The 19,052-nt window shown below is 48.0% G+C and carries 19 protein-coding genes, 6 tRNA genes and 1 rRNA gene; 3 read left to right on the plus strand and 23 right to left on the minus strand.

Annotated features, from left to right (window positions below; translation table 11 throughout):
• Positions 1-7 precede the first annotated feature (7 nt).
• Positions 8-439 (minus strand): RDD family protein, encoded by a 432-nt coding sequence (locus tag CRN96_RS11875; RefSeq protein ID WP_179647210.1) that lies wholly within the window; start codon positions 437-439, stop codon positions 8-10.
• A 48-nt stretch (positions 440-487) separates the two neighbouring features.
• A complete protein-coding gene (locus CRN96_RS11880; RefSeq protein WP_143544318.1) occupies positions 488-1,270 on the minus strand; it encodes a hypothetical protein in 783 nt (260 codons plus the stop codon).
• A 125-nt stretch (positions 1,271-1,395) separates the two neighbouring features.
• Here CRN96_RS11880 and CRN96_RS11885 point away from each other — a divergent pair, with 125 nt between their 5' ends.
• Positions 1,396-1,836, plus strand: a complete 441-nt coding sequence (locus CRN96_RS11885; protein WP_097042458.1) for a DUF1801 domain-containing protein — start codon at positions 1,396-1,398, stop codon at positions 1,834-1,836.
• A gap of 80 nt (positions 1,837-1,916) precedes the next feature.
• On the opposite strand, the gene CRN96_RS11890 is transcribed toward CRN96_RS11885, so the two are convergent.
• From CRN96_RS11890 to CRN96_RS11930, 9 genes are all read right to left on the minus strand, one after another.
• Positions 1,917-2,285: a DUF1801 domain-containing protein gene (locus CRN96_RS11890; protein WP_097042460.1), complete on the minus strand. Its 369-nt coding sequence runs from the start codon at positions 2,283-2,285 to the stop codon at positions 1,917-1,919.
• 86 nt (positions 2,286-2,371) lie between these two features.
• Positions 2,372-3,835, minus strand: coding sequence for an aminomethyl-transferring glycine dehydrogenase subunit GcvPB (gcvPB, locus tag CRN96_RS11895; protein ID WP_097042462.1), 1,464 nt, complete (start codon positions 3,833-3,835; stop codon positions 2,372-2,374).
• Positions 3,828-5,180, minus strand: coding sequence for an aminomethyl-transferring glycine dehydrogenase subunit GcvPA (gcvPA, locus tag CRN96_RS11900; protein WP_097042464.1), 1,353 nt, complete (start codon positions 5,178-5,180; stop codon positions 3,828-3,830). The genes gcvPB and gcvPA overlap by 8 nt, the downstream gene beginning before the upstream one ends.
• Before the next feature lie 236 nt (positions 5,181-5,416).
• Positions 5,417-6,103, minus strand: coding sequence for a deoxynucleoside kinase (locus CRN96_RS11905; protein WP_097042466.1), 687 nt, complete (start codon positions 6,101-6,103; stop codon positions 5,417-5,419).
• Positions 6,104-6,283: 180 nt separating this feature from the next.
• Positions 6,284-8,086: a glutamine--fructose-6-phosphate transaminase (isomerizing) gene (glmS, locus tag CRN96_RS11910; RefSeq protein ID WP_097042468.1), complete on the minus strand. Its 1,803-nt coding sequence runs from the start codon at positions 8,084-8,086 to the stop codon at positions 6,284-6,286.
• Between the two features lie 304 nt (positions 8,087-8,390).
• Entirely contained in the window at positions 8,391-9,800 is a 1,410-nt protein-coding gene (locus tag CRN96_RS11915) for an amidase (protein WP_097042470.1), read from the minus strand.
• The gene (locus CRN96_RS11920; RefSeq protein WP_097042472.1) at positions 9,793-9,984 is read right to left on the minus strand and encodes a hypothetical protein; all 192 of its coding nucleotides are present in this window, start codon (positions 9,982-9,984) and stop codon (positions 9,793-9,795) included. The genes CRN96_RS11915 and CRN96_RS11920 overlap by 8 nt, the downstream gene beginning before the upstream one ends.
• 165 nt (positions 9,985-10,149) lie before the next feature.
• On the minus strand, positions 10,150-11,568 hold the full coding sequence (locus CRN96_RS11925; RefSeq protein ID WP_097042475.1) for an amidase: 1,419 nt from the start codon (positions 11,566-11,568) through the stop codon (positions 10,150-10,152).
• Positions 11,561-11,752, minus strand: coding sequence for a hypothetical protein (locus CRN96_RS11930; protein WP_097042476.1), 192 nt, complete (start codon positions 11,750-11,752; stop codon positions 11,561-11,563). The genes CRN96_RS11925 and CRN96_RS11930 overlap by 8 nt, the downstream gene beginning before the upstream one ends.
• A gap of 225 nt (positions 11,753-11,977) precedes the next feature.
• Between CRN96_RS11930 and CRN96_RS11935 the strand changes: the two genes are divergently transcribed.
• Positions 11,978-12,217 carry a hypothetical protein gene (locus CRN96_RS11935; RefSeq protein ID WP_097042478.1) on the plus strand — a complete coding sequence of 80 codons (240 nt, stop codon included), beginning with the start codon at positions 11,978-11,980 and terminating at the stop codon, positions 12,215-12,217.
• Positions 12,218-12,534: 317 nt separating this feature from the next.
• On the opposite strand, the gene glmM is transcribed toward CRN96_RS11935, so the two are convergent.
• From glmM to CRN96_RS11955, 4 genes are read right to left on the minus strand one after another with little or no spacing between them, the layout of a single operon-like run.
• Positions 12,535-13,887: a phosphoglucosamine mutase gene (glmM, locus tag CRN96_RS11940; protein WP_097042480.1), complete on the minus strand. Its 1,353-nt coding sequence runs from the start codon at positions 13,885-13,887 to the stop codon at positions 12,535-12,537.
• A gap of 11 nt (positions 13,888-13,898) precedes the next feature.
• Positions 13,899-14,843 (minus strand): CdaR family protein, encoded by a 945-nt coding sequence (locus CRN96_RS11945; RefSeq protein WP_097042482.1) that lies wholly within the window; start codon positions 14,841-14,843, stop codon positions 13,899-13,901.
• Positions 14,830-15,651 (minus strand): diadenylate cyclase CdaA, encoded by an 822-nt coding sequence (gene cdaA / locus CRN96_RS11950; RefSeq protein WP_097042485.1) that lies wholly within the window; start codon positions 15,649-15,651, stop codon positions 14,830-14,832. The genes CRN96_RS11945 and cdaA overlap by 14 nt, the downstream gene beginning before the upstream one ends.
• A gap of 22 nt (positions 15,652-15,673) precedes the next feature.
• The gene (locus CRN96_RS11955) at positions 15,674-16,621 is read right to left on the minus strand and encodes a helix-turn-helix domain-containing protein (RefSeq protein ID WP_097042487.1); all 948 of its coding nucleotides are present in this window, start codon (positions 16,619-16,621) and stop codon (positions 15,674-15,676) included.
• 112 nt (positions 16,622-16,733) lie between these two features.
• On the opposite strand from CRN96_RS11955, the gene CRN96_RS11960 reads away from it, so the two are divergent.
• A complete protein-coding gene (locus tag CRN96_RS11960) occupies positions 16,734-17,186 on the plus strand; it encodes an ArsR/SmtB family transcription factor (RefSeq protein ID WP_097042490.1) in 453 nt (150 codons plus the stop codon).
• 55 nt (positions 17,187-17,241) lie between these two features.
• Here the strand turns inward: CRN96_RS11960 and rocF are convergent, their stop codons facing one another.
• The 8 genes from rocF to rrf all read right to left on the minus strand — a co-directional run bounded on the left by rocF (position 17,242) and on the right by rrf (position 18,910).
• A complete protein-coding gene (gene rocF, locus CRN96_RS11965) occupies positions 17,242-18,150 on the minus strand; it encodes an arginase (protein ID WP_425442552.1) in 909 nt (302 codons plus the stop codon).
• 120 nt (positions 18,151-18,270) lie between these two features.
• Positions 18,271-18,343, minus strand: a tRNA-Lys gene (locus CRN96_RS11970).
• A gap of 6 nt (positions 18,344-18,349) precedes the next feature.
• Positions 18,350-18,424: transfer RNA gene (locus tag CRN96_RS11975), tRNA-Gln, on the minus strand.
• Positions 18,425-18,441: 17 nt separating this feature from the next.
• Positions 18,442-18,522: transfer RNA gene (locus tag CRN96_RS11980), tRNA-Tyr, on the minus strand.
• Between the two features lies 1 nt (position 18,523).
• Positions 18,524-18,599: transfer RNA gene (locus CRN96_RS11985), tRNA-Val, on the minus strand.
• A 5-nt stretch (positions 18,600-18,604) separates the two neighbouring features.
• Positions 18,605-18,676: transfer RNA gene (locus CRN96_RS11990), tRNA-Glu, on the minus strand.
• 25 nt (positions 18,677-18,701) lie between these two features.
• Positions 18,702-18,776 (minus strand) — tRNA-Asn (locus CRN96_RS11995).
• A gap of 19 nt (positions 18,777-18,795) precedes the next feature.
• Positions 18,796-18,910: ribosomal RNA gene (rrf, locus tag CRN96_RS12000) — 5S ribosomal RNA — on the minus strand.
• Between the last annotated feature and the right edge of the window lie 142 nt (positions 18,911-19,052).

The following is a 19,052-nucleotide window of genomic DNA, read 5'->3' on the forward strand; positions in this document are numbered from 1 at the left end:
AATTTGCTTACTGCCCGCTTTCATCGGACACTTTCGTCTTTGCCATCAAATCATGCAGTGCCCGCTTATCTTTACGGGTGATCATCATCACGCCGGACAACAGTAGAAATAATCCGAACGTCACGCTGTAGACCACCAGTATGAACAGCTCCCTTTTCAGCATCGTCGTCCACGATACATCGGAACTGTCCGACTGCGTGACCCTTATCCCCATCAGCCTCTTTCCTATCGTCCAGCCGTACCAGATGACCGGCAGGACAATCATATAAGCGGTGACGATCAGTATCATGAAAATATTGAATATGAAATTTGCTCCCGGATCGATGACAAATTCATAACCGGAAGTGAAACTCAATATAAATACTATAGGTACACCAACTATCAGCCCATCTATGATGCGGGCAAAAAAACGCTGCCATAACTTTGCTGGAAAAATCAAATTCAATCCTCCTGTATGATGAGGTGCATCCTTTTATTATACATCAGACTATTCCAGCTTTTCCATGTTCACACTTTTGATGCCTGTGATTTCAACGAGGTCGCCTTCATCAAAAGTCATGACGAATGAATCCTTCCCGCCGAATTCAGGGTTCCCGACCGAATATCTGCCTGAATCATAGGCCTCTATCTGATGCACATATATATTGCCGGAGAGCTCCGTCTCTTCTGTTGTAATCCTGTAATCGCCGGCTTCGATATCATGCCCCGCGATGTACATGCCGGGGGACAACGCCCCTTCGAACGGACCGTCCACAGGTGTAAAGACGAACGTTGTATCATTGGTGATTTCCATTTTGTCCCCTTCATCGATGTAGAGTAAAACTTCCGTCGGATAATCCCTGAAAGTGCTCTCCGTTCCCTCACTGGCCAGCACTTCTCCGGCGACATACCGCTCTTCTTCATCGTAGATGGACAAATAACCCGAGTATTCCCCGGTCGATGTAATGCTGTACCTGCCGGGCATGATGTCCTCGCCCACTACATGCTCCCCGGCAGCGATGCTCGTCTCTTTCCCCTCTCCGTAGAGATGAGTGTAGTCGATCGGCGCGTACAATGGATCCGTCTCTGCATCTTCCCAAGCTTCCGCAGGTTCCTCTGCGGCCGGTACATCTTCCGCTTCGTCCACCTCGGCTGGTTCTTCCGTTCCTTCATCACCTGCCAGATAACTGTTGATTTCATCTGCAAGCTGATCGAAAGGGTTGGTGCATGCCGCCAATACGACAGTGCCGAGAACCATGATTGATGCCAGTTTCAACTTTTTAGTTTTCATATACATCACCAATTGTTTTTATCTAATCTTACCATAGTACCCTTATACGAGTATCAACTAAAAGAATTACTCAAGTATATTTTTATTATATAATAAATACATGCAGGATATCGAGGAGTGATATTGTGAGATTGGATGAATATGCAGAATGTATTGACGATAAGTGGAAAGACAGCTTTTATAAGACATGGCAGTCGGTGAAATCCCATCTGCCTGACGGATTCATTTCAGACTTCCAACATGGCATGCCGGGATTTTCAGTGCCGCTGTCAACATATCCTCAAGGGTACCACGTCGGTGGAACACCGTTGCCGTTCATCGGCATTGCTGTCCAGAAAAAGCATCTGGCCGTCTACCATATGGGAATGTACCGTGATGACGCTCTCTATGAGTGGTTTACAGAAGAATACCCGAAGTATATGGAGACGAAGCTGAACATGGGGAAGAGCTGCATACGCTTTACGAATCCGAAGAAGATACCATACGAACTGCTTGGGGAACTTGCCGGAAAAATGACGGTTCAGGAATGGATCGAGCTTTATGAATCAAGCAGATTATATGAGTAAAAGCACAGCCGCTTGCATGACAGGCTGTGCTTCTTTTACATAAAATCATTGAATGCCTCACTTTTGATCTTAAAGAAGAATCATTCCGATGCATTCAAAGTCATTATTGCTTCAATCAGCTTCTGAAAATATTGCCGGTCAATATCATCAGTCGACCGTACTTTAATATGCTTCATTTTCTCCCCTGAGCCCTCAAGCAGCTTTCTGGTATCTTTATCCATTATTTTCCCGCCATTGTGAATCCCAAAATTGACATGTGATTTTGCAGTCTGCAGATAGGCAGCCAGCCCGTAATAGCTGTAATTCGGCATGCCCCACTTCAATTCTTCAATCAGTTCCTCAGAGGTATCAAGTATGATGGCCCTCAGTTCTTCCGTAATAACTTTAATTTCTCCGGACAGACCTTCAATATATGCATCCACTTTTTCCGAGGTCCTCTTTTCACTCATGGAATCATCCCTTCTCCTGTGATTAAAAGCTTGATATCAGATAAAAAAACCACCCCATACTTTTGTATGGAGTGGTTTTGTAAGTCTTACGCTTCAGCTTCCCAGCGAAGTTTAGGCTTACGTGAAGCTGTTGCTTCATCAAGACGTTTAACAGTCGTTTTGTGTGGTGCACTGTGGATGACATCCTGATTATTTTCTGTTTCATCAGCAATCTGTTTCATAGTCGCGATGAAGTGATCAAGCGTTTCTTTAGATTCAGTCTCAGTAGGCTCGATCATAAGCGCTTCTTCCACGATTAATGGGAAGTAAACGGTTGGCGGGTGAATATCGAAGTCCATAAGACGTTTTGCGATATCTAAAGTCTTCACGCCTTGTTTCTTCTGTCTGTTGCCCGAAAGTACGAATTCGTGCTTACAGTGCTGAGTGAACGGAAGATCATACGAGTCTTCAAGGCTGCGCATGAGGTAGTTCGCGTTGAGTACAGCACCTTCACTGACTTTCTTGACGCCTTCTGCACCCAAAGTACGGATGTACGTGTACGCACGTACGTTGATGCCGAAGTTACCGTAGTAATTCTTGACCATACCGATGGAATCAGGCAGATCGTAGTCGAAAGCATATTCGCCGTCTTTTTCAGTGACAACCGGCTTAGGAAGGAATTTCTTCAGCTCATCAGTTACGCCGATTGGACCGGATCCCGGGCCACCGCCGCCGTGAGGGCCTGTGAAAGTCTTATGCAGGTTAAGGTGAACTGCATCGAAGCCCATGTCGCCAGGACGTGCGTAACCCATGATTGCGTTCAGGTTCGCACCGTCATAGTACATCTTACCGCCCGCTTCGTGGACGATTTCAGACATTTCAAGGATTTCAGTTTCAAACAGACCCAATGTGTTCGGGTTTGTCAGCATGAGTGCTGCAGTGTTTTCGTTGACCACTTTCTTCAAGTCTTCAACGTCGACAAGGCCTTTTTCGTTTGATTTAACTTCAACGACTTTAAAGCCTGCAACCGCTGCTGATGACGGGTTTGTACCGTGTGCGGAGTCAGGTACGATGACTTCGTTACGGTGCGATTCGCCATTCGCTTCATGGAATGCTTTGAAGATCATCAGTGCAGTCCACTCACCTTGTGAACCGGCAGCCGGCTGCAAAGTGATTTCGTCCATGCCTGTGATTTCCTCAAGGTGTACCTGCAGGTCATACATCAGCTCAAGAGCACCCTGAACAGTCTTAGGATCCTGGTAAGGATGGATGTGGCTGAATCCAGGCAGTCTAACAACATCTTCGTTGATTACCGGGTTGTACTTCATAGTACATGAGCCCAGCGGGTAGAAACCTGACAGGATACCGAAGTTACGGTTGGATAATCCTGTATAGTGACGCATCAGTTCAAGCTCATCCACCTCAGGGAGGTTTGCCTGGACTTTACGTACATACGCGCTGTCGAGTTCCTCTTCAAGATTCACTTCAGGAACATCAAGTGCAGGCAGGTTGTAACCGTTTCTGCCTTCTTTACTGCGCTCAAAAATTAATGGAAAGTTTTCATTAGCCATTATTGATAGCCCCCATTTCTTTTACAAATGCATCGATCTCTTCTTTGGAACGGATCTCAGTAGTAGCGATCAACATATGGTTTTCGAATTCAGGATATGCGCGGCCCAAATCGAATCCGCCGATGAATCCTTTTTCAAATAACTGTTCATTAACCTCTGATACCGGTTTTGAAAGCTTGACTACGATCTCGTTGAAGAATGATCCTTCGAATGCAGCCGGGATGTTTGCTTCTTCCAGCTGGCTTCTTGTATATCTTGCTTTCTGCATGTTCAATTCGGACATTTCCTTCACACCGTTTTTACCGAGTGCACTCATTGCAGCCGAGCTTGCCACTGCATTCAATGCCTGGTTGGATGTGATGTTGGATGTCGCTTTTTCACGTCTGATGTGCTGCTCTCTCGTCTGGAGTACGAGCACGAATCCGCGCTGACCATTCTCATCCGTCGTTTCACCGACGAAACGGCCCGGCACTTTACGCATCAGTTTTTGAGTTGTTGCGAAGTAACCACAGTGTGGTCCGCCGAACTGTGCAGGGATACCGAATACTTGAGTATCACCGACAACGATGTCCGCACCGAATTCACCTGGAGGCGTCAAGTAGCCGAGTGCAAGCGGGTTGCTTGAAACGACCATCATAGCCTTAGGCTGCTGATCAAGAATTTCTCTTATTTTTTCAAGTGGTTCGATCTGACCGAGGAAGTTAGGGTATTGGACGATGAATGCAGCTACATCTTCATCCAGTTCTTTCTCAAGCTGGTCAAGGTCTGTCTTACCATCTTTAAGTCCAATTTCAACAACTTCAACACCTTTACCAACTGAAGCTGTCTTCACTAGCTGACGGGATTCAGGATGAACAGCTGCTGAGATGAGGATCTTGTTCTTTTTCGTATGTCCTACACTCAGGTTCATTGATTCCACTACAGCTGTACCGCCATCATATAATGACGAGTTTACAATAGGCATACCTGTGATCTCAGAAATCATCGTTTGGAATTCGAACATCGCCTGCAGTTCACCTTGTGTCATTTCCGGCTGATATGGCGTATATGAAGTATAGAACTCCTGCCTTGAAATAACATGGTCAACCACTGAAGGGATGAAGTGATCATAGACACCCGCACCCAGGAACGAAGTATAGTCGAGGGTATTGGCGTTTTTTGACGCCATTTGAGTGAGTTCACGCTTCAGTTCATACTCACTCTTAGGTTTAGTAAGTTTTAATTCTCTGTCCAGTCTCACTTTTTCCGGGATATCGGAAAAAAGCTCGTCTGTGGATTTCACACCGATTTTTTCAAGCATTTCTGCTTTATCAGTTTCAGTAACTGGTAAATAACGAAAATCCATTAAAATTTCCTCCTTATTTATCATACGATAATATAATTTCTGAGTTGATCAGTTTATGCCATACCGTAACCATTATAAAGGATATTGAAGAGATTAACAATTTTTTCACAATAAAAGTACAACATATTTGAATGAATTTATAAATTCGTCATAAATTGAGCCGGAATACGGCCCTTCAAGTGAAAAATGTACCTTCTTCAATGTCTTTTCTCTACATTTCCGTAACAAAAATCCGTTCATTCCATTTCCGGGAAAACGAATCCTCTTTCTTTTTTAAGCATACTCTCAATTTCACCGAGAACCGTTTCCACGTCCCGGGGATCTGAAACTTCATATTTGTCGATGTCCAGATGATATACAGGAGATATTTCCTTCTTTTCGTATTCCTTTATGAATTCATTTTCATAAATATCATACAGGTCACGGTAGTATTCGGCGAGACCCGGATCCCTTTCAACCTGCTCGTAAGGCCTCCCCCGCTTCCTGATCCTCCGCATCGCTTCATCGAATGAACCGTGGACGAAGACGAGCAGATCCGGCGACTTTTTGAAAACGATCTGCTGCTCATACAGATCATGCAGTTCCTGCATCATATTTTCGTGGAGTTCCAGATAAGTCATGTACTCCGCTTCATCCATGGAGCCGTTGTCGTACTGGAGCCTTGCGAACACCATGGCATCTTCATAGATCGAACGGTCCAATACCGTATTAGGATGTTTCAAGGCATTCTTCAGCGCCTTGAACCGGTGATTCAGGAAATACACCTGCAGGTGGAAGCTGTACCTTTTCGGATCTTCATAAAATTTCGGGAGGAAAGGATTCCCCTCCACTTTTTCTATCAATAACTCGGTGCCGAAATGGCGGGCGATCACCCCGCCCCAAGCCGTCTTCCCCGCACCGATCGTACCTGCCATCGTTATCATTGCTATGCCTCCCAGCTGCTGTCTTCCGAATATGAACACTTCCCAGTATATATTATCTTATCATCCAGAGCCCTGTCCATACCCGGAGTGGTCAACACGAGGTATAGTTAAAAACACAGAAATAAGGGTGGCTGTAAAAGCACAATGCTTCCACAGCCACCCTTACTGCCTCTTCTATAGTTATTCCACCGTCACCGATTTCGCAAGGTTCCTCGGCTTATCGACATCATTGCCGCGGTGCAGTGCTGCATAGTATGAAATGAACTGGTAAACGACCACTGAAACGAGCGGCGTCAGCATGCTGTGTACGTTCGGGATGACGTACGCATCATTTTCGCTCTCAAGGCCTTCCATCGCAATGGTGCAGACGTTAGCACCGCGTGCCTGCACTTCCTGGGCGTTGCCCCGGATGTTCAGATTCACCTTCTCCTGTGTCGCGAGCGCGAATACCGGCGTGCCCTCCTCTATCAGGGCAATCGTGCCGTGCTTCAATTCCCCCCCGGCGAAGCCTTCCGCCTGGATGTAGGAAATCTCCTTCAGCTTGAGCGCACCTTCCAGTCCGACGTAATGATCCATCGCCCTGCCGATGAAGAATGCATTCCTTGTCGTTTCCAGATACTCATGGACGATTCCCTCAATTGTCTCCGCATCATCGATCACGGTCGTGATCGCCGTCGTCACTTTTGCAAGCTCTTCCGTGAGATTGATGCCGGTCTCCCTGCCGAGTGCACGTGCGGCAACTTGTGCGAGTATCGCCAGCACCGCTATCTGTGCCGTATATGCTTTCGTCGAAGCGACGGCGATTTCCGGTCCTGCATGAAGTATCAGCGTCTGATCCGCTTCACGCGACAGCGTCGAGCCGGGCACATTGGTCACGGTCAGCGTCTTATGACCGAGCCGCTTCACCTCGACGAGCACGGCCCTGCTGTCCGCCGTCTCACCGGACTGCGAGATGAATACGAATAAAGGGCGCTTTGAGAGCAGCGGGGTATTATAGACGAATTCCGAGGCAACATGCACTTCAGTCGGGATGCCCGCCCATTTCTCGAAATACTCTTTGCCGATGAGTCCTGCATGATAACTCGTGCCTGCTGCAATGATATATACGCGGTCGGCATCATTGATCTGGTCCATGATTTCAGTGTCGATACTCAGCTCGCCATTTTCATCCTGGTATTCCTGGATGATTTTTCGCATCGCGGCCGGCTGGTCATTGATCTCTTTCAGCATATAATGCTCATATGTGCCTTTCTCCGTATCGCTCTCATCGATTTCTGCGATATAGGATTCCCTTTCAATCGTATTGCCGTCCCGGTCTTTGATCGTGATTCCGTCGCGTTTCAGCAGGACGAGCTCACCGTCCATCAGTTCAACGAACTCATCAGTCAGGTGCAGCATCGCCATCGCATCCGATGTGATGACATTGAAGCCCTCACCCTTCCCGAGCAGCAGCGGGGATTTATTCTTGGCGACATAGATCACATCTTCTTCATCTTTATCGAGGAGTCCGAGTGCGTATGAGCCGTGCAGTATATCAAGTGCTGCCTTGAAGGCCTCTTCAGTCGTCCTGCCCTCTTTTGCAAGCGCGGAGATGAGCTCCACGATGATTTCCGTGTCCGTGCTCGATACAAACTCCGTTTCAGGCAGATATTCCTGTTTGATCTGCTCGTAATTTTCGATGACGCCGTTATGCACAAGCGTAAACCTGCCGTCCGCACTCTGATGCGGATGTGCATTGGTCACACTCGGCTCGCCGTGCGTTGCCCAGCGTGTATGGCCGATGCCGGTCGCTGCCTGGAAATCCGGATCCACTTTCTCCCTTAAATCCTTGATGCGTCCCGCTTCCTTGAATATTTTCAGCTCTTCCCCGTTGCGTACACTGATGCCCGCAGAGTCATAGCCGCGGTATTCCAGTTTCTCCAAACCTTTCAGTAATATCTCTTTGACATCTTCTTCTCCGATGTATCCGACAATTCCGCACATAAAGTATTTGCTCCTTTTCATGACAAATGTTGACCGGTGCTCTGTCCCCGCAATCGCTTGCAGGCTTTAACATCCGGTTTGACGAACACTTCAGTGTCCGGGACAGTATCCGCCGATCATCGATGACTGTCCTCCTCGTCAGCAGCATTGCTGCCCAGGCGCTATTCCGATTTTTTTCCGACTGCCCTCCTAAAAACTGTGTCGTTAAAATTGTAATTTATTTACGCTTCTGTTTCAACGCTTTTTCCTTTTATTTCAAAAAAACGGCAACCATATTCAGGTTGCCGGCTTCCATTCTCACATCTTACAACCGGTTGACTTCCAACTCTCCGTACTTCTTTTTAAGCGGACCGGTTTCCTCCCATGCTTTCGCAAGTTGGAGCAGCTTTTTTTCGGAAAGGTGCGGCCCCATGAACTGCATGCCGGCAGGGAGGCCTTTTTTATCCATACCCATCGGGACGGATAAGGCCGGAATGCCTGCCAGATTGGCGGGCACTGTGAACGGTGTGCATTTCTGCACGACTTCCAGGCTTTGTGCGCCCGGCTTGCTGCTGATCTTTGGCGCCGTCATCGGCGCTGTCGGACCGAGCAGCACATCCACTTCAGTGAATGCCTTCTGCAAGCCCTCCACAAGCTTCCTTCTCGCCTGCTGGGCTTTTTCATATTGTGCCGTACTCGACAGGAGTCCGGTGGATAAGAGGACGCGGACATCTTTTGGATAAGCTTCAGGATATTTCTTCATCCCCTCATAGTTGTATGCAGCCGCTTCACCGGCAGTCGTGACGAACCCGGCAAACGGCGCCAGGGACAGTTCCGGTATCTCCATCTCCCGCACTTCCGCATCCATCTCTTCAAGTATGGCGACCGCCGACTTGAAAAGCTTTTCGACGGACTTATCCAGCCCCTGGATGTAGTAATCCGGAATGCCGATTTTCATACCCCGTATATCCGCATCCAGCCCTTCCATGTAATTTTGAAGTGAAGTTCTCAGGCTCGCCGGATCATCGGGATCGAAGCCCGCCATATGCTCCAGCATGATGGCAAGATCCGGCACCGACCGGGCGATGGGACCGGCGGTGTCTAGCGACCAGGCTGGCGGGAATATGCCATGTGTGCTGACGAGCCCATATGTCGGTTTCAAACCATAAACACCCGTGAAAGCGGCGGGGACGCGGTTGGATCCAAATGTATCCGTACCGGTCACCACCGCGGCCATGCCTGATGCGAGGGCGGCGACACTGCCGCTGCTCGAGCCGCCGGGGATATTCTTTTTATTCCAAGGGTTGCGCGGGGCCCCGAAATCCTGATTATGCCCGGCAAGCCCGGCACCGAACGGCTGCATATTGAGTTTCCCCAGCATGACGGCACCACCTGCTGAAAGCTTGTCGACCACGGTCGCATTGATGTCCGGGGTGAAGTCACCGAGCAGTTTCGATCCCGCCGTCGTCCTGATGCCTTTCGTTTTATAGTTATCCTTGATGCCGATGGGTATGCCGTGGAGCGGCCCTTTATATATACCTGCCATGATTTCTTTTTCTGCTGCCGCAGCCTGCTCACGGGCAGCGCTCTCCAGAGGGCTCAAATAGGCATTGATTTCAGGGTTCAGACGATTGATGCGGCCGATCATGTGCTCAGTCAGTTCAACGGGGGAGAGCTCTTTATTCTCTATCATCCGGGCAAGCCTGAAGGCATCCGTAAATGCTAAATCAGTCATGTTTGAACACCCCTTTGTCGATGGTCGTAAGAGGAGTCTTCTCATTGATGTCGGGGAAATTTTCAAGTGGTTTTTCCATCTGCTTCACTGCGAGGAGCATCCCTTTGATATAGGGGACGTCCGACCTCTTCACTTTTACACCATGCAGTTTGAGGCCGCTTTTTACGAACTTTTTCACGGGCATGTCATGCCTCTCCTTTCATCACTCTTTTTTAGTCGACGTGTAAGGCTTGTGTCCATTTTACTGCATTCAATCTGCATATACCCTGGGCTTTAGGGAGAAAACGCCGCTCAGATGAAAATGCATGAAAAAAAGCCCACGGCCGATGGCCGTGAGCTTAAAGACTTTCTATTCATCCGGTATATGGCTGCCTTCTATCTCTGCATATCCGACACTGATCGGATTTGTGTTCTCCCAGGCGCTGCCCACCTGCATCAGCTTCTCTTCGGATAAGTGGCTGCCTATGAACTGCATGCCGGCAGGCATTCCGTCTGAAGAGAGACCCATCGGCACCGCAAGGCTCGGTACACCGGTCAGGTTGGCCGGCACGGTGAACGGCAGGCCGCGCTGGATCACCTGCAGGTTCTGTTTTGTCTCGTCTTTTGCGATCTCCGGCGTGGTGATCGGCAGGGTCGGACCAAGCAGGACATCCACTTCCTCGAAGGCTCTCTGGAATGCATCAGCAAGCTTCCGCCTTGCCTGCTGTGCCTTAAGATATTGCGAGGTGCTGGAAACTGTGCCTGCAGAAAGCAGGACGCGCACATCCTGAGGGTACTGCCCGGCATCTTCCTGCATCATGCTGTAATTATAGGCAGCAGCCTCTCCTGTTGCGGTCACCTGGCCCGCAAATGATGACATTGAAAGCTCGGGGATATCGATTTCCCTGACTTCAGCACCGAGATCTTCAAGCGTCTTCCTCGCTTTCCCGAAGAGCGTCTCTATATCCGGCGCAAGCCCTTCAAGGTAATAACGCGGCACGCCTATCTTCAGCCCCTTTATATCTTTATTCAGGGTTTTGGTATAATCCGGAATGTCTATATTCAGGCTCTGCGGATCTTTAGGATCGAATCCTGCCATGACGTTCAACATCAATGCGATATCCGAAACGGACCTTGCGAACGGCCCGGACGTATCAAGGGACCATGCCGTCGGCAGCAGGCCGTGTGTGCTCACAAGCCCGTGCGTCGGCTTCAATCCGTACACCCCGGACATGGCGGCAGGAATCCTGTTGGACCCCCACGTGTCCGTGCCCGTCGTCAGTACCGCGAGGCCGGATGCCAGGGCCGTGGCACTTCCGCTGCTTGAACCGCCCGGTAAATGATTCGTGTTCCATGGATTCGGGCTCACGCCGTAGTCCAGATTGTTGCCTGATGACCCGGCGCCGAGCGGATTCATATTCAACTTGCCGAGGTTGATGCCGCCCGCTTCCTCGAGATTATTCACCGTCGTCGCATTCACATCCGGTGTGTATTCATCAAATATCTTCGCTCCGCCTGTAGTGCGGATGCCCTTTGTCTTATAGTTATCCTTGATGCCTATCGGGATGCCGTGCAGCGGTCCTTTATAGCGGCCGTTCATGATTTCCTCTTCTGCACTCCTCGCCTGTTCAAGCGCGTTTGTTTCCAGAGTGGTGAGGTAGGCATTCAATTTCGGATTCAATTTATCTATGCGATGGAGGAAACGCTCCGTCAATTCGACCGGAGACACTTCTTTCTTCTCGATCATGGGAGCAAGCTCCGATGCCTTCATGAATTCAAGATCAGTCATTGAGTATCTCCCCCTTATCCTGGATGGTGAACGGTAATTGCTCCTTCAGGTCCGGAAAAGCTTCAAGCTCAGTTTCCGACGCTTCGATGCTGGAAAGCACTTCTTTTACATAGGGTAAATCTTCTTTGTCGATGGAAATGTCGTACATATCCAGCTCTTTATCAATAAACTTCTTCAGTCTCATCTTCAGTATCCTCCTTTTAGAATTTACAATTGGACTGATACATATCATCTTTGATGACTGTCGGATGAGAAATCCTGATGAATTTTCTGTAATTTATATATCTATTTTGCATGTAAATTTCGTATTCCCATTTTCAGTAATATAAAACATTTTTTCCTCCTGTGTTTAGGAATAATACATGATGGGAAACAGAATAATGAAATCATGGCGACAAGGAGGGAGATCATGTCCAAACCTGGATTGAACACTTTGAAGCCTGGTCAGAACTACAAGGCACAGGAGCTTGACAGCTTCGTTACATCAACCGATGCTGTGCTCTTGTCGACAAATGAAAGTCACCTTTTCTCGGATCCCGAACAGGAATTCAAAGTGACACATGAATTCAAAGGGTTTTTTGAACACTCTTCGGAAGACGGCGAAAAGTATTATAGAGAGAAAAAGGCATATGTTGTAGAAAAGGCATAAAGAAAGAGGCATGAATTAGGGTTCATGCCTCTTTTTGATGTGGAGATGATGTAGATAAGGTCCAGCCTGCTCATTCAGCCCTGATTTCCACGGCGAATAAGCAGATTTTCTTTACGCCTGCTCATTCACCATTAATTTTCATAACGAGTAAGCAGATTTTCTTGATTGCTGCTCATTCATCATTAATTTTCATGACGAGTAAGCAGATTTCCTTCGCCCCTGCTCATTCGGCATCGATTTCCACGGCGAATAAGCAGACTGCCTTCACTCCAAATAAAAACCGGGACGAATGTCCCGGTTCTTCATGCTCAATCAGTTTATTTCTCCAGACCCATTTCAGCCTCTACGACTTCTGCTATATTTGAACTGTAGCGATCTGCGAGCTCGACGGTCTCCGCTTCCACCATGACGCGCACAAGCGGCTCGGTGCCGGATGCACGGACGAGGATGCGGCCATTGCCGTTCATCTCTTTTTCCACCGCCTCGATTTTTGCAGCGACCGTTTCGTTGTTTACGACATTGTGTTTGTCCTTGACCCTTACATTGACCAGTCTCTGAGGGAATGTTTCGACCTGGCCGGCAAGTTCGCTCAAAGGCTTACCTGTCTTTTTGATAATTGCAGCCAGATGCACGCCGGACAACAGACCGTCTCCGGTCGTATTGTAGTCCATCATGATGATATGTCCAGACTGTTCTCCGCCCAGGCTGTAGCCGTGTTTCCTCATCTCTTCGACGACATAGCGGTCTCCCACTTTAGTCTTGTCACTTCTCAGGCCGTGTGCTTCCAGGGCTTTATAAAAGCCGAGATTACTCATGACGGTCGAAACGACCATGTCATCTTTCAATTTGCCGTCTTCTTTCAGATGCTGTGCCAGGATGAACATGATTTTATCGCCATCTACGATATCGCCATTCTCATCCACCGCAATCAGGCGGTCGCCGTCGCCGTCGAATGCAAGGCCGAAATCACATTCTTTTTCCTTCACAAGTTCAACCAGTTTCTCAGGATGGGTGGAGCCGACACCGTCATTTATATTCGTGCCGTCCGGATTGGTCCCCACCGTGACCGTCTCCGCCTCGAGATCCCCGAATAAGTATGGTGCCAGGGAATGCGTTGAACCATGTGCGCCGTCCAGCCCGATTTTCAGACCTTCAAGATCCACATCGATAGTTGACTTGAGATAACCGATATACTTCTGGCTGCCTTCGAAATAATCCGATTTGCTGCCGATTTCGGTGCCTGTCGGTCTTGGAAGATCATCCATCTCCCGATCCAGCAGTTCTTCAATTTTTTGTTCTTCAGCGTCACTCAGCTTGAAGCCATCGGAGGCAAAAAACTTGATGCCGTTATCTGCCACCGGGTTATGTGAGGCTGAAATCATGACTCCGGCATCTGCTTCAATTTCACGAGCAAGATATGCCACCCCTGGTGTTGAAATCACACCAAGACGCATCACTTCCGCCCCTATTGACAGGAGTCCCGCAACGAGTGCCGACTCGAGCATCTCACCCGAAATCCGGGTGTCCCTGCCCACTAAAAATGTCGGCTTTGTATTGTTCTCCCCTGCTAAAACATATCCGCCAACACGTCCCAATTTAAATGCCAGTTCCGGTGTTAACTCTTTATTTGCTACGCCTCTGACGCCGTCAGTACCAAAATATTTACCCATGAGTTTCTCCTTTAGTCATTTTCTTCTATCGTGAGTTCCGCTTCTAAAACAGCCGGCTCAGTTTTTGTAATGCCTTCCGGCAGATCCAGTTCAACATCCCTTGTCACTGAGCTGTCCAGGCCGTCCACGTCGATTTCGACACTGGCCGACTCGATGGTATCCAAAACTTCCTGACTTCCAAACACTTCGATGGTCTCGTGATTGAGCTCCACATTCACAAGCTGATGATTACTGTCGACCATGCCCGTCACTTCATAATTGACAGGCACTGTCTTGCTTACTTCATTCACATTGATTTCAACCCTTACATTGGATGGTTCCGTCCGCACATCCAGTCGGTTGAACTGGAAATCGAATACACCGACTTCCGCTTCTTCGACACGGTCTTCTGTAATACGCGAATTATCGCTTAATGCCGCACGCACATACTGTATCCGGTTGATTTCGTTTTCCCCGCCGTAAATGGTCACCGTCTCCGGCTCCACCGAAACGGATTCCAGCTGATGCGCCGGGCCGAAACGACTCTCATCGACTTCAGCCTGCACCGTGAATGTCTGTGAAACCAATTCCTGGATACTCACGACCGCAGTTTCAGGAACGACTTCGGCCGTGACATTCTCGGGCAGCTCATCAATCGTGAAATGCACTTCATGTTCCCCGGTCCCCCTCTCCCGCAAATCGAGCAGGACGTTGAAATCCCTTGTCGTCTGCAGTCTGACTATATTTGAGGTGTTACCGGACAACTGTACGTTCACCTGACTCGGTACTCCGCTCACGTAGTATTCATCTTCATCGTAAAGCACTTCCACAGGCATGCCCTGAAGTACTTCAGTTTCATCATCGTCGCCATTTTCATTGAACAGGTTCAGGTTTTCAAAGACATCATTCACCGAAAGAAACATGAATAATGCCAAAGCCAATGCAACAAACCTCAATCCCCATTTACTTTCGAGCAAACATGCCGCCTCCTTCCTTCACACCGGGCAGGATACTCCAGTGCTTTTTCAGCAGCTCATCGAGTTCTTCAAGAGTGATTTCCTTATCCAGCTTGCCGCCGTATGTAACGGAGATGCTGCCTGTTTCCTCGGAAACCACCACGGTGAATGCATCCGTCACTTCCGAAATCCCGACTGCCGCCCTATGTCTCGTACCAAGGCTTTTCGCAATCTTGCTGCTGTCCGAAAGCGGCAGGTAGCTTGCTGCGGAGTTGATCTTATCACCCGAGACGATCATCGCTCCATCATGCAGCGGGGTGTTCGGTATGAAGATGTTGATCAGCAGTTCCGCTGAAATTTTAGCATCGATCGGTATCCCGGTTTCCGTATACTCCTTCAGGCCGGTCCCTTTTTCAAAGACGATCAACGCACCGATCCGCCGCTTTGCCATATACCTGATTGATTTGATGATCGCTTCCCTCAACGCCTCATAATCGGCCCCGGCGGTATTATTGCTGCCTTTGAATAAACTACCCCGTCCGAGCTGTTCAAGTGCCCGCCGCAGTTCCGGCTGGAATATGACGATGATCGCCAGAAAACCCCATTCCAGAACGGTGTCGAACAACTCCGTCGTCGTGGTCAGATCAAGGAAATTACTGACCGCCCTTCCAATCAGTATAAGGAAGATACCCTTGATCAGCTGGATCGCTTTCGTCCCTCTCATGACTCTGATAAGCAGATAAAAAACATACCATACGATGATCAGATCTATTACACTTGTGATGACAGCGGCGGTCGTTATATTTTCAAAAATGTTGGTGTTCTGCATTCACCCGGTCCTTTCTGATGAATTATAACGTCCCAATCTTATCCTTCAGCTCATTATATATATCCAGCATTAAAGGATCGTCCTTCAATTCATCCGTATTCTTAGGATAACTCTTAAAATATTCAACACATTCCCTGATCCGGCCTTTTTTGTACAAATTATAGCATTTGAGGAGGATCAGCTCTTCAGTTTCCGACTGGTCGACCAGCCGCTCGAGCATTTCGAAATCATTTTCGAAAGCCGCCACCTTTGCAGAAAGTACACCCAGTTCTTTTTCTTTATAATGAACCTGCATCCTGCGTTCCAGATCAACATATTTATCTATCAGGCGACGGCATGTAAAATACTGTTCTTTCCTATAATAACATTCTATGATTTCAAATAAAATTTTCAGTTTGCCAAGGTTCAGCTCATTCATCGGATATATCATCGCGTAAGTGTCTTCCAGCAGGTCAAGCACTTCTGTGACTTCCCCACGCTCCACCAAGTAGGCCGTCTTGATCAATAAAGCATCTATGTAAAATTGATTGATGACATTATTGGACAACTTTGACAGTGACTGATCCGCCTGCCGGATCATCTGGAGAGCGTCCCCTTCATGCCTGTAATATTTGGCATACAATAGATGGAGCCTGCCGCAATCGGCACTCGAAATTTCATCCGCTTTCTCATATTCTTTGTTCATCAGTTCAGGTATGGTCGAGAAATCATTATGTTCCACTTTATATTCATGAAAGACGATTTCGCGGAACACTTCCACATCATTATACCGGAAGTTTGACGTCTCAGACATCAGATCGTTCAGGGAACAGTTCAAGCGTTCACTGAGTTTTATCAGCACATTCGTGGAAGGCTGGACGCTGCCCTTCTCAATGAGACTTAAATAAGTCCGGGAAATGATCCCGTCAGCAAGCTCTTCCTGTGTGAGATTATTCCTGTGCCTCGTTTCCTTGATTCTTTGACCAATCATCTATGGTGCCCCTTTCCTGCGCTTATGAATAATACACCCATCCTGTTAGATTTATTTGACAACTTATTTACTCTTAATCATACTATAAATATATATATAAGGGGTGTTTCAAATGAAAAAATTGTTAGTCATCAATAATCTGGCGCAATTGAAAAGTGTCAGCGATCCTTTTAGAATCGAACTGCTCACACTCCTGAGTGAAAAGCCGAAAACGGGGCAGATGCTTGCTGATGAAATAGGCATTCCCAGGGCTAAAATTCATTATCATTTGAATGAATTACTCAAAAATGAAATCATTCATGTCGTGAAGACTGAAGAGAAGAACAGCATCGTCCAGAAATTTTATGAACCTGTGGCTGAAAAGGTCGTACCGGACATCAGCCTGCTGCGATACAAGCAGGAAAAGAAGAAGGATCATTTGTCCTACCACTTGAGAATCAAAGATAAGGAATTGAACCAGTTCAAGAAAAACCTTAAAAATCTGGTCAAAGAACACTCCACCAAAAAAAACAGCGATAAAACCAGCGAGTATAAAATTCAGATATTACCATTTGAAGAAGAATAAAAAACGTGGTCCCCTTTATGGATGTCCACGTTTTTTATGTCTCCCCCGGCATCGCCTACTTCTGTTTGCTGCCGAACAAAGCCGAAGCCATGGCCACCGCTTTTTCAGCAGTCATGTTCCCCTCATCGAGGAGCGGGTTCACTTCAACCAGATCCATGGAAGTGATACTTCCGCTGTCATGAAGTATATTCATCGCAAGAAGTGTTTCCCACAGACTTAATCCTTCCCCCACCGGTGTACCGGTGCCCGGAGTTTCTTCAGGATCCAGCGCATCCACATCCAGGGAAAGATGAATGCCATCCGTCTTCGCCTCAAGGTATTCCAGCGCCTCCGACATGACGGTGGAAATCCCCTTTTCCCTGATGTCCCTCATGGTGTACGTTAGGATATTCTGGTCTTTGATATACCTTGTTTCGCCTTCGTCCAAATCCCTCATGCCGATCAATACGACGTTTTCAGGCTTGATTTTTGCCCCCGTCTTATGGATATTGACCAGATTTTCATCCCCTACGCCGCAGGCAATCGCAAGCGGCATTCCATGAATGTTCCCTGAAGGGGAGCTCGCACTGTCATTCAGATCCCCGTGCGCATCATACCAGATGACGCCGAGATTATCATAGTGAGGACTGATACCTGCCAGGCTGCCGATTGAAAGTGAATGATCCCCGCCGATGACAAGCGGAAACGCACCCGATTTGACTGACTCATCCGCAGCAGCAGCAAGCTTTTCACTGAAATCGACGACCTGCTCATAATTTTTGAGATTGTTCTCGGAGCGACGGGAATGCGTTGAAGCTTCCACCTTGAAATCGCTGTAGATATTACCTTTATCGTTAACTTTTATATTCATTTTTTCAATTTCTTCAATTAAGTTGGCATAACGTAATGCATCCGGACCCAGGTCCACACCAAGCTTCGGCTGGCCGAAAGCCGTTGCCGCCCCTATGATATCCACTCTTTTCATAATGAACTCCCCTTTTGTGTACTATACACCCATAATATATAAAATGAGGAGTTTATGCAACGACTTATAATTATGTATGAATGCATAAAAAAAGACACTTAAATGAATAAGTGTCCAGGATGAGCCATAGAGGATTCGAACCTCTGACCCTCTGATTAAAAGTCAGATGCTCTACCGACTGAGCTAATGGCTCTAAAAATGGCTGGGCCGGAAGGATTCGAACCTTCGCATGACGAGACCAAAACCCGTTGCCTTACCGCTTGGCTACGGCCCAATATTAAAATGATGCTATGGTGGGGGGCAGATTCGAACTGCCGAACCCGAAGGAGCGGATTTACAGTCCGCCGCGTTTAGCCACTTCGCTACCCCACCGTGGTGGAGAATGACGGGTTCGAACCGCCGACCCTCTGCTTGTAAGGCAGATGCTCTCCCAGCTGAGCTAATTCTCCAATGATGACCCGTACGGGACTCGAACCCGTGTTACCGCCGTGAAAGGGCGGTGTCTTAACCGCTTGACCAACGGGCCGTAAAAATATGTATAGACATAAAAATGGCTCCACAGGTAGGATTCGAACCTACGACCGATCGGTTAACAGCCGATAGCTCTACCACTGAGCTACTGTGGAATCATAAAAAAAAGAAATTGCCTAGCAGCGTCCTACTCTGGCAGGACGTATGTCCAACTACCATCGGCGCTGGAGAGCTTAACGGCTGTGTTCGGCATGGGAACAGGTGTGGCCTCTCCGCCATCGCCACCAGACAATATGAATGCATGTACATTCAAAACCATATAGAAGCCAAGCAATGTAGAAAACCTACACGGTACAAATCTTTGAATAAGTCATCGATCGATTAGTATTCGTCCGCTGAGTGTGTTGCCACACTTACACGCCGAACCTATC

The sequence above is a fragment of the Salinicoccus kekensis genome (assembly GCF_900220995.1).
Taxonomy (GTDB): Bacteria; Bacillota; Bacilli; order Staphylococcales; family Salinicoccaceae; genus Lacicoccus; species Lacicoccus kekensis.

Bases quoted from the DNA above. Each gene is read 5' to 3' on its own strand.
- CRN96_RS11880 (WP_143544318.1), bottom strand. From the start codon at position 1,270: ATGAAAACTAAAAAGTTGAAACTGGCATCAATCATGGTTCTCGGCACT.
- CRN96_RS11890 (WP_097042460.1), bottom strand. From the start codon at position 2,285: ATGAGTGAAAAGAGGACCTCGGAAAAAGTGGATGCATATATTGAAGGT.
- gcvPB (WP_097042462.1), bottom strand. From the start codon at position 3,835: ATGGCTAATGAAAACTTTCCATTAATTTTTGAGCGCAGTAAAGAAGGC.
- gcvPA (WP_097042464.1), bottom strand. From the start codon at position 5,180: ATGGATTTTCGTTATTTACCAGTTACTGAAACTGATAAAGCAGAAATG.
- CRN96_RS11905 (WP_097042466.1), bottom strand. From the start codon at position 6,103: ATGATAACGATGGCAGGTACGATCGGTGCGGGGAAGACGGCTTGGGGC.
- glmS (WP_097042468.1), bottom strand. From the start codon at position 8,086: ATGTGCGGAATTGTCGGATACATCGGAGAAGAAGATGTCAAAGAGATA.
- CRN96_RS11915 (WP_097042470.1), bottom strand. From the start codon at position 9,800: ATGACTGATTTAGCATTTACGGATGCCTTCAGGCTTGCCCGGATGATA.
- CRN96_RS11920 (WP_097042472.1), bottom strand. From the start codon at position 9,984: ATGCCCGTGAAAAAGTTCGTAAAAAGCGGCCTCAAACTGCATGGTGTA.
- CRN96_RS11925 (WP_097042475.1), bottom strand. From the start codon at position 11,568: ATGACTGATCTTGAATTCATGAAGGCATCGGAGCTTGCTCCCATGATC.
- CRN96_RS11930 (WP_097042476.1), bottom strand. From the start codon at position 11,752: ATGAGACTGAAGAAGTTTATTGATAAAGAGCTGGATATGTACGACATT.
- CRN96_RS11935 (WP_097042478.1), top strand. From the start codon at position 11,978: ATGTCCAAACCTGGATTGAACACTTTGAAGCCTGGTCAGAACTACAAG.
- glmM (WP_097042480.1), bottom strand. From the start codon at position 13,887: ATGGGTAAATATTTTGGTACTGACGGCGTCAGAGGCGTAGCAAATAAA.
- cdaA (WP_097042485.1), bottom strand. From the start codon at position 15,651: ATGCAGAACACCAACATTTTTGAAAATATAACGACCGCCGCTGTCATC.
- CRN96_RS11955 (WP_097042487.1), bottom strand. From the start codon at position 16,621: ATGATTGGTCAAAGAATCAAGGAAACGAGGCACAGGAATAATCTCACA.
- CRN96_RS11960 (WP_097042490.1), top strand. From the start codon at position 16,734: ATGAAAAAATTGTTAGTCATCAATAATCTGGCGCAATTGAAAAGTGTC.
- rocF (WP_425442552.1), bottom strand. From the start codon at position 18,150: ATGAAAAGAGTGGATATCATAGGGGCGGCAACGGCTTTCGGCCAGCCG.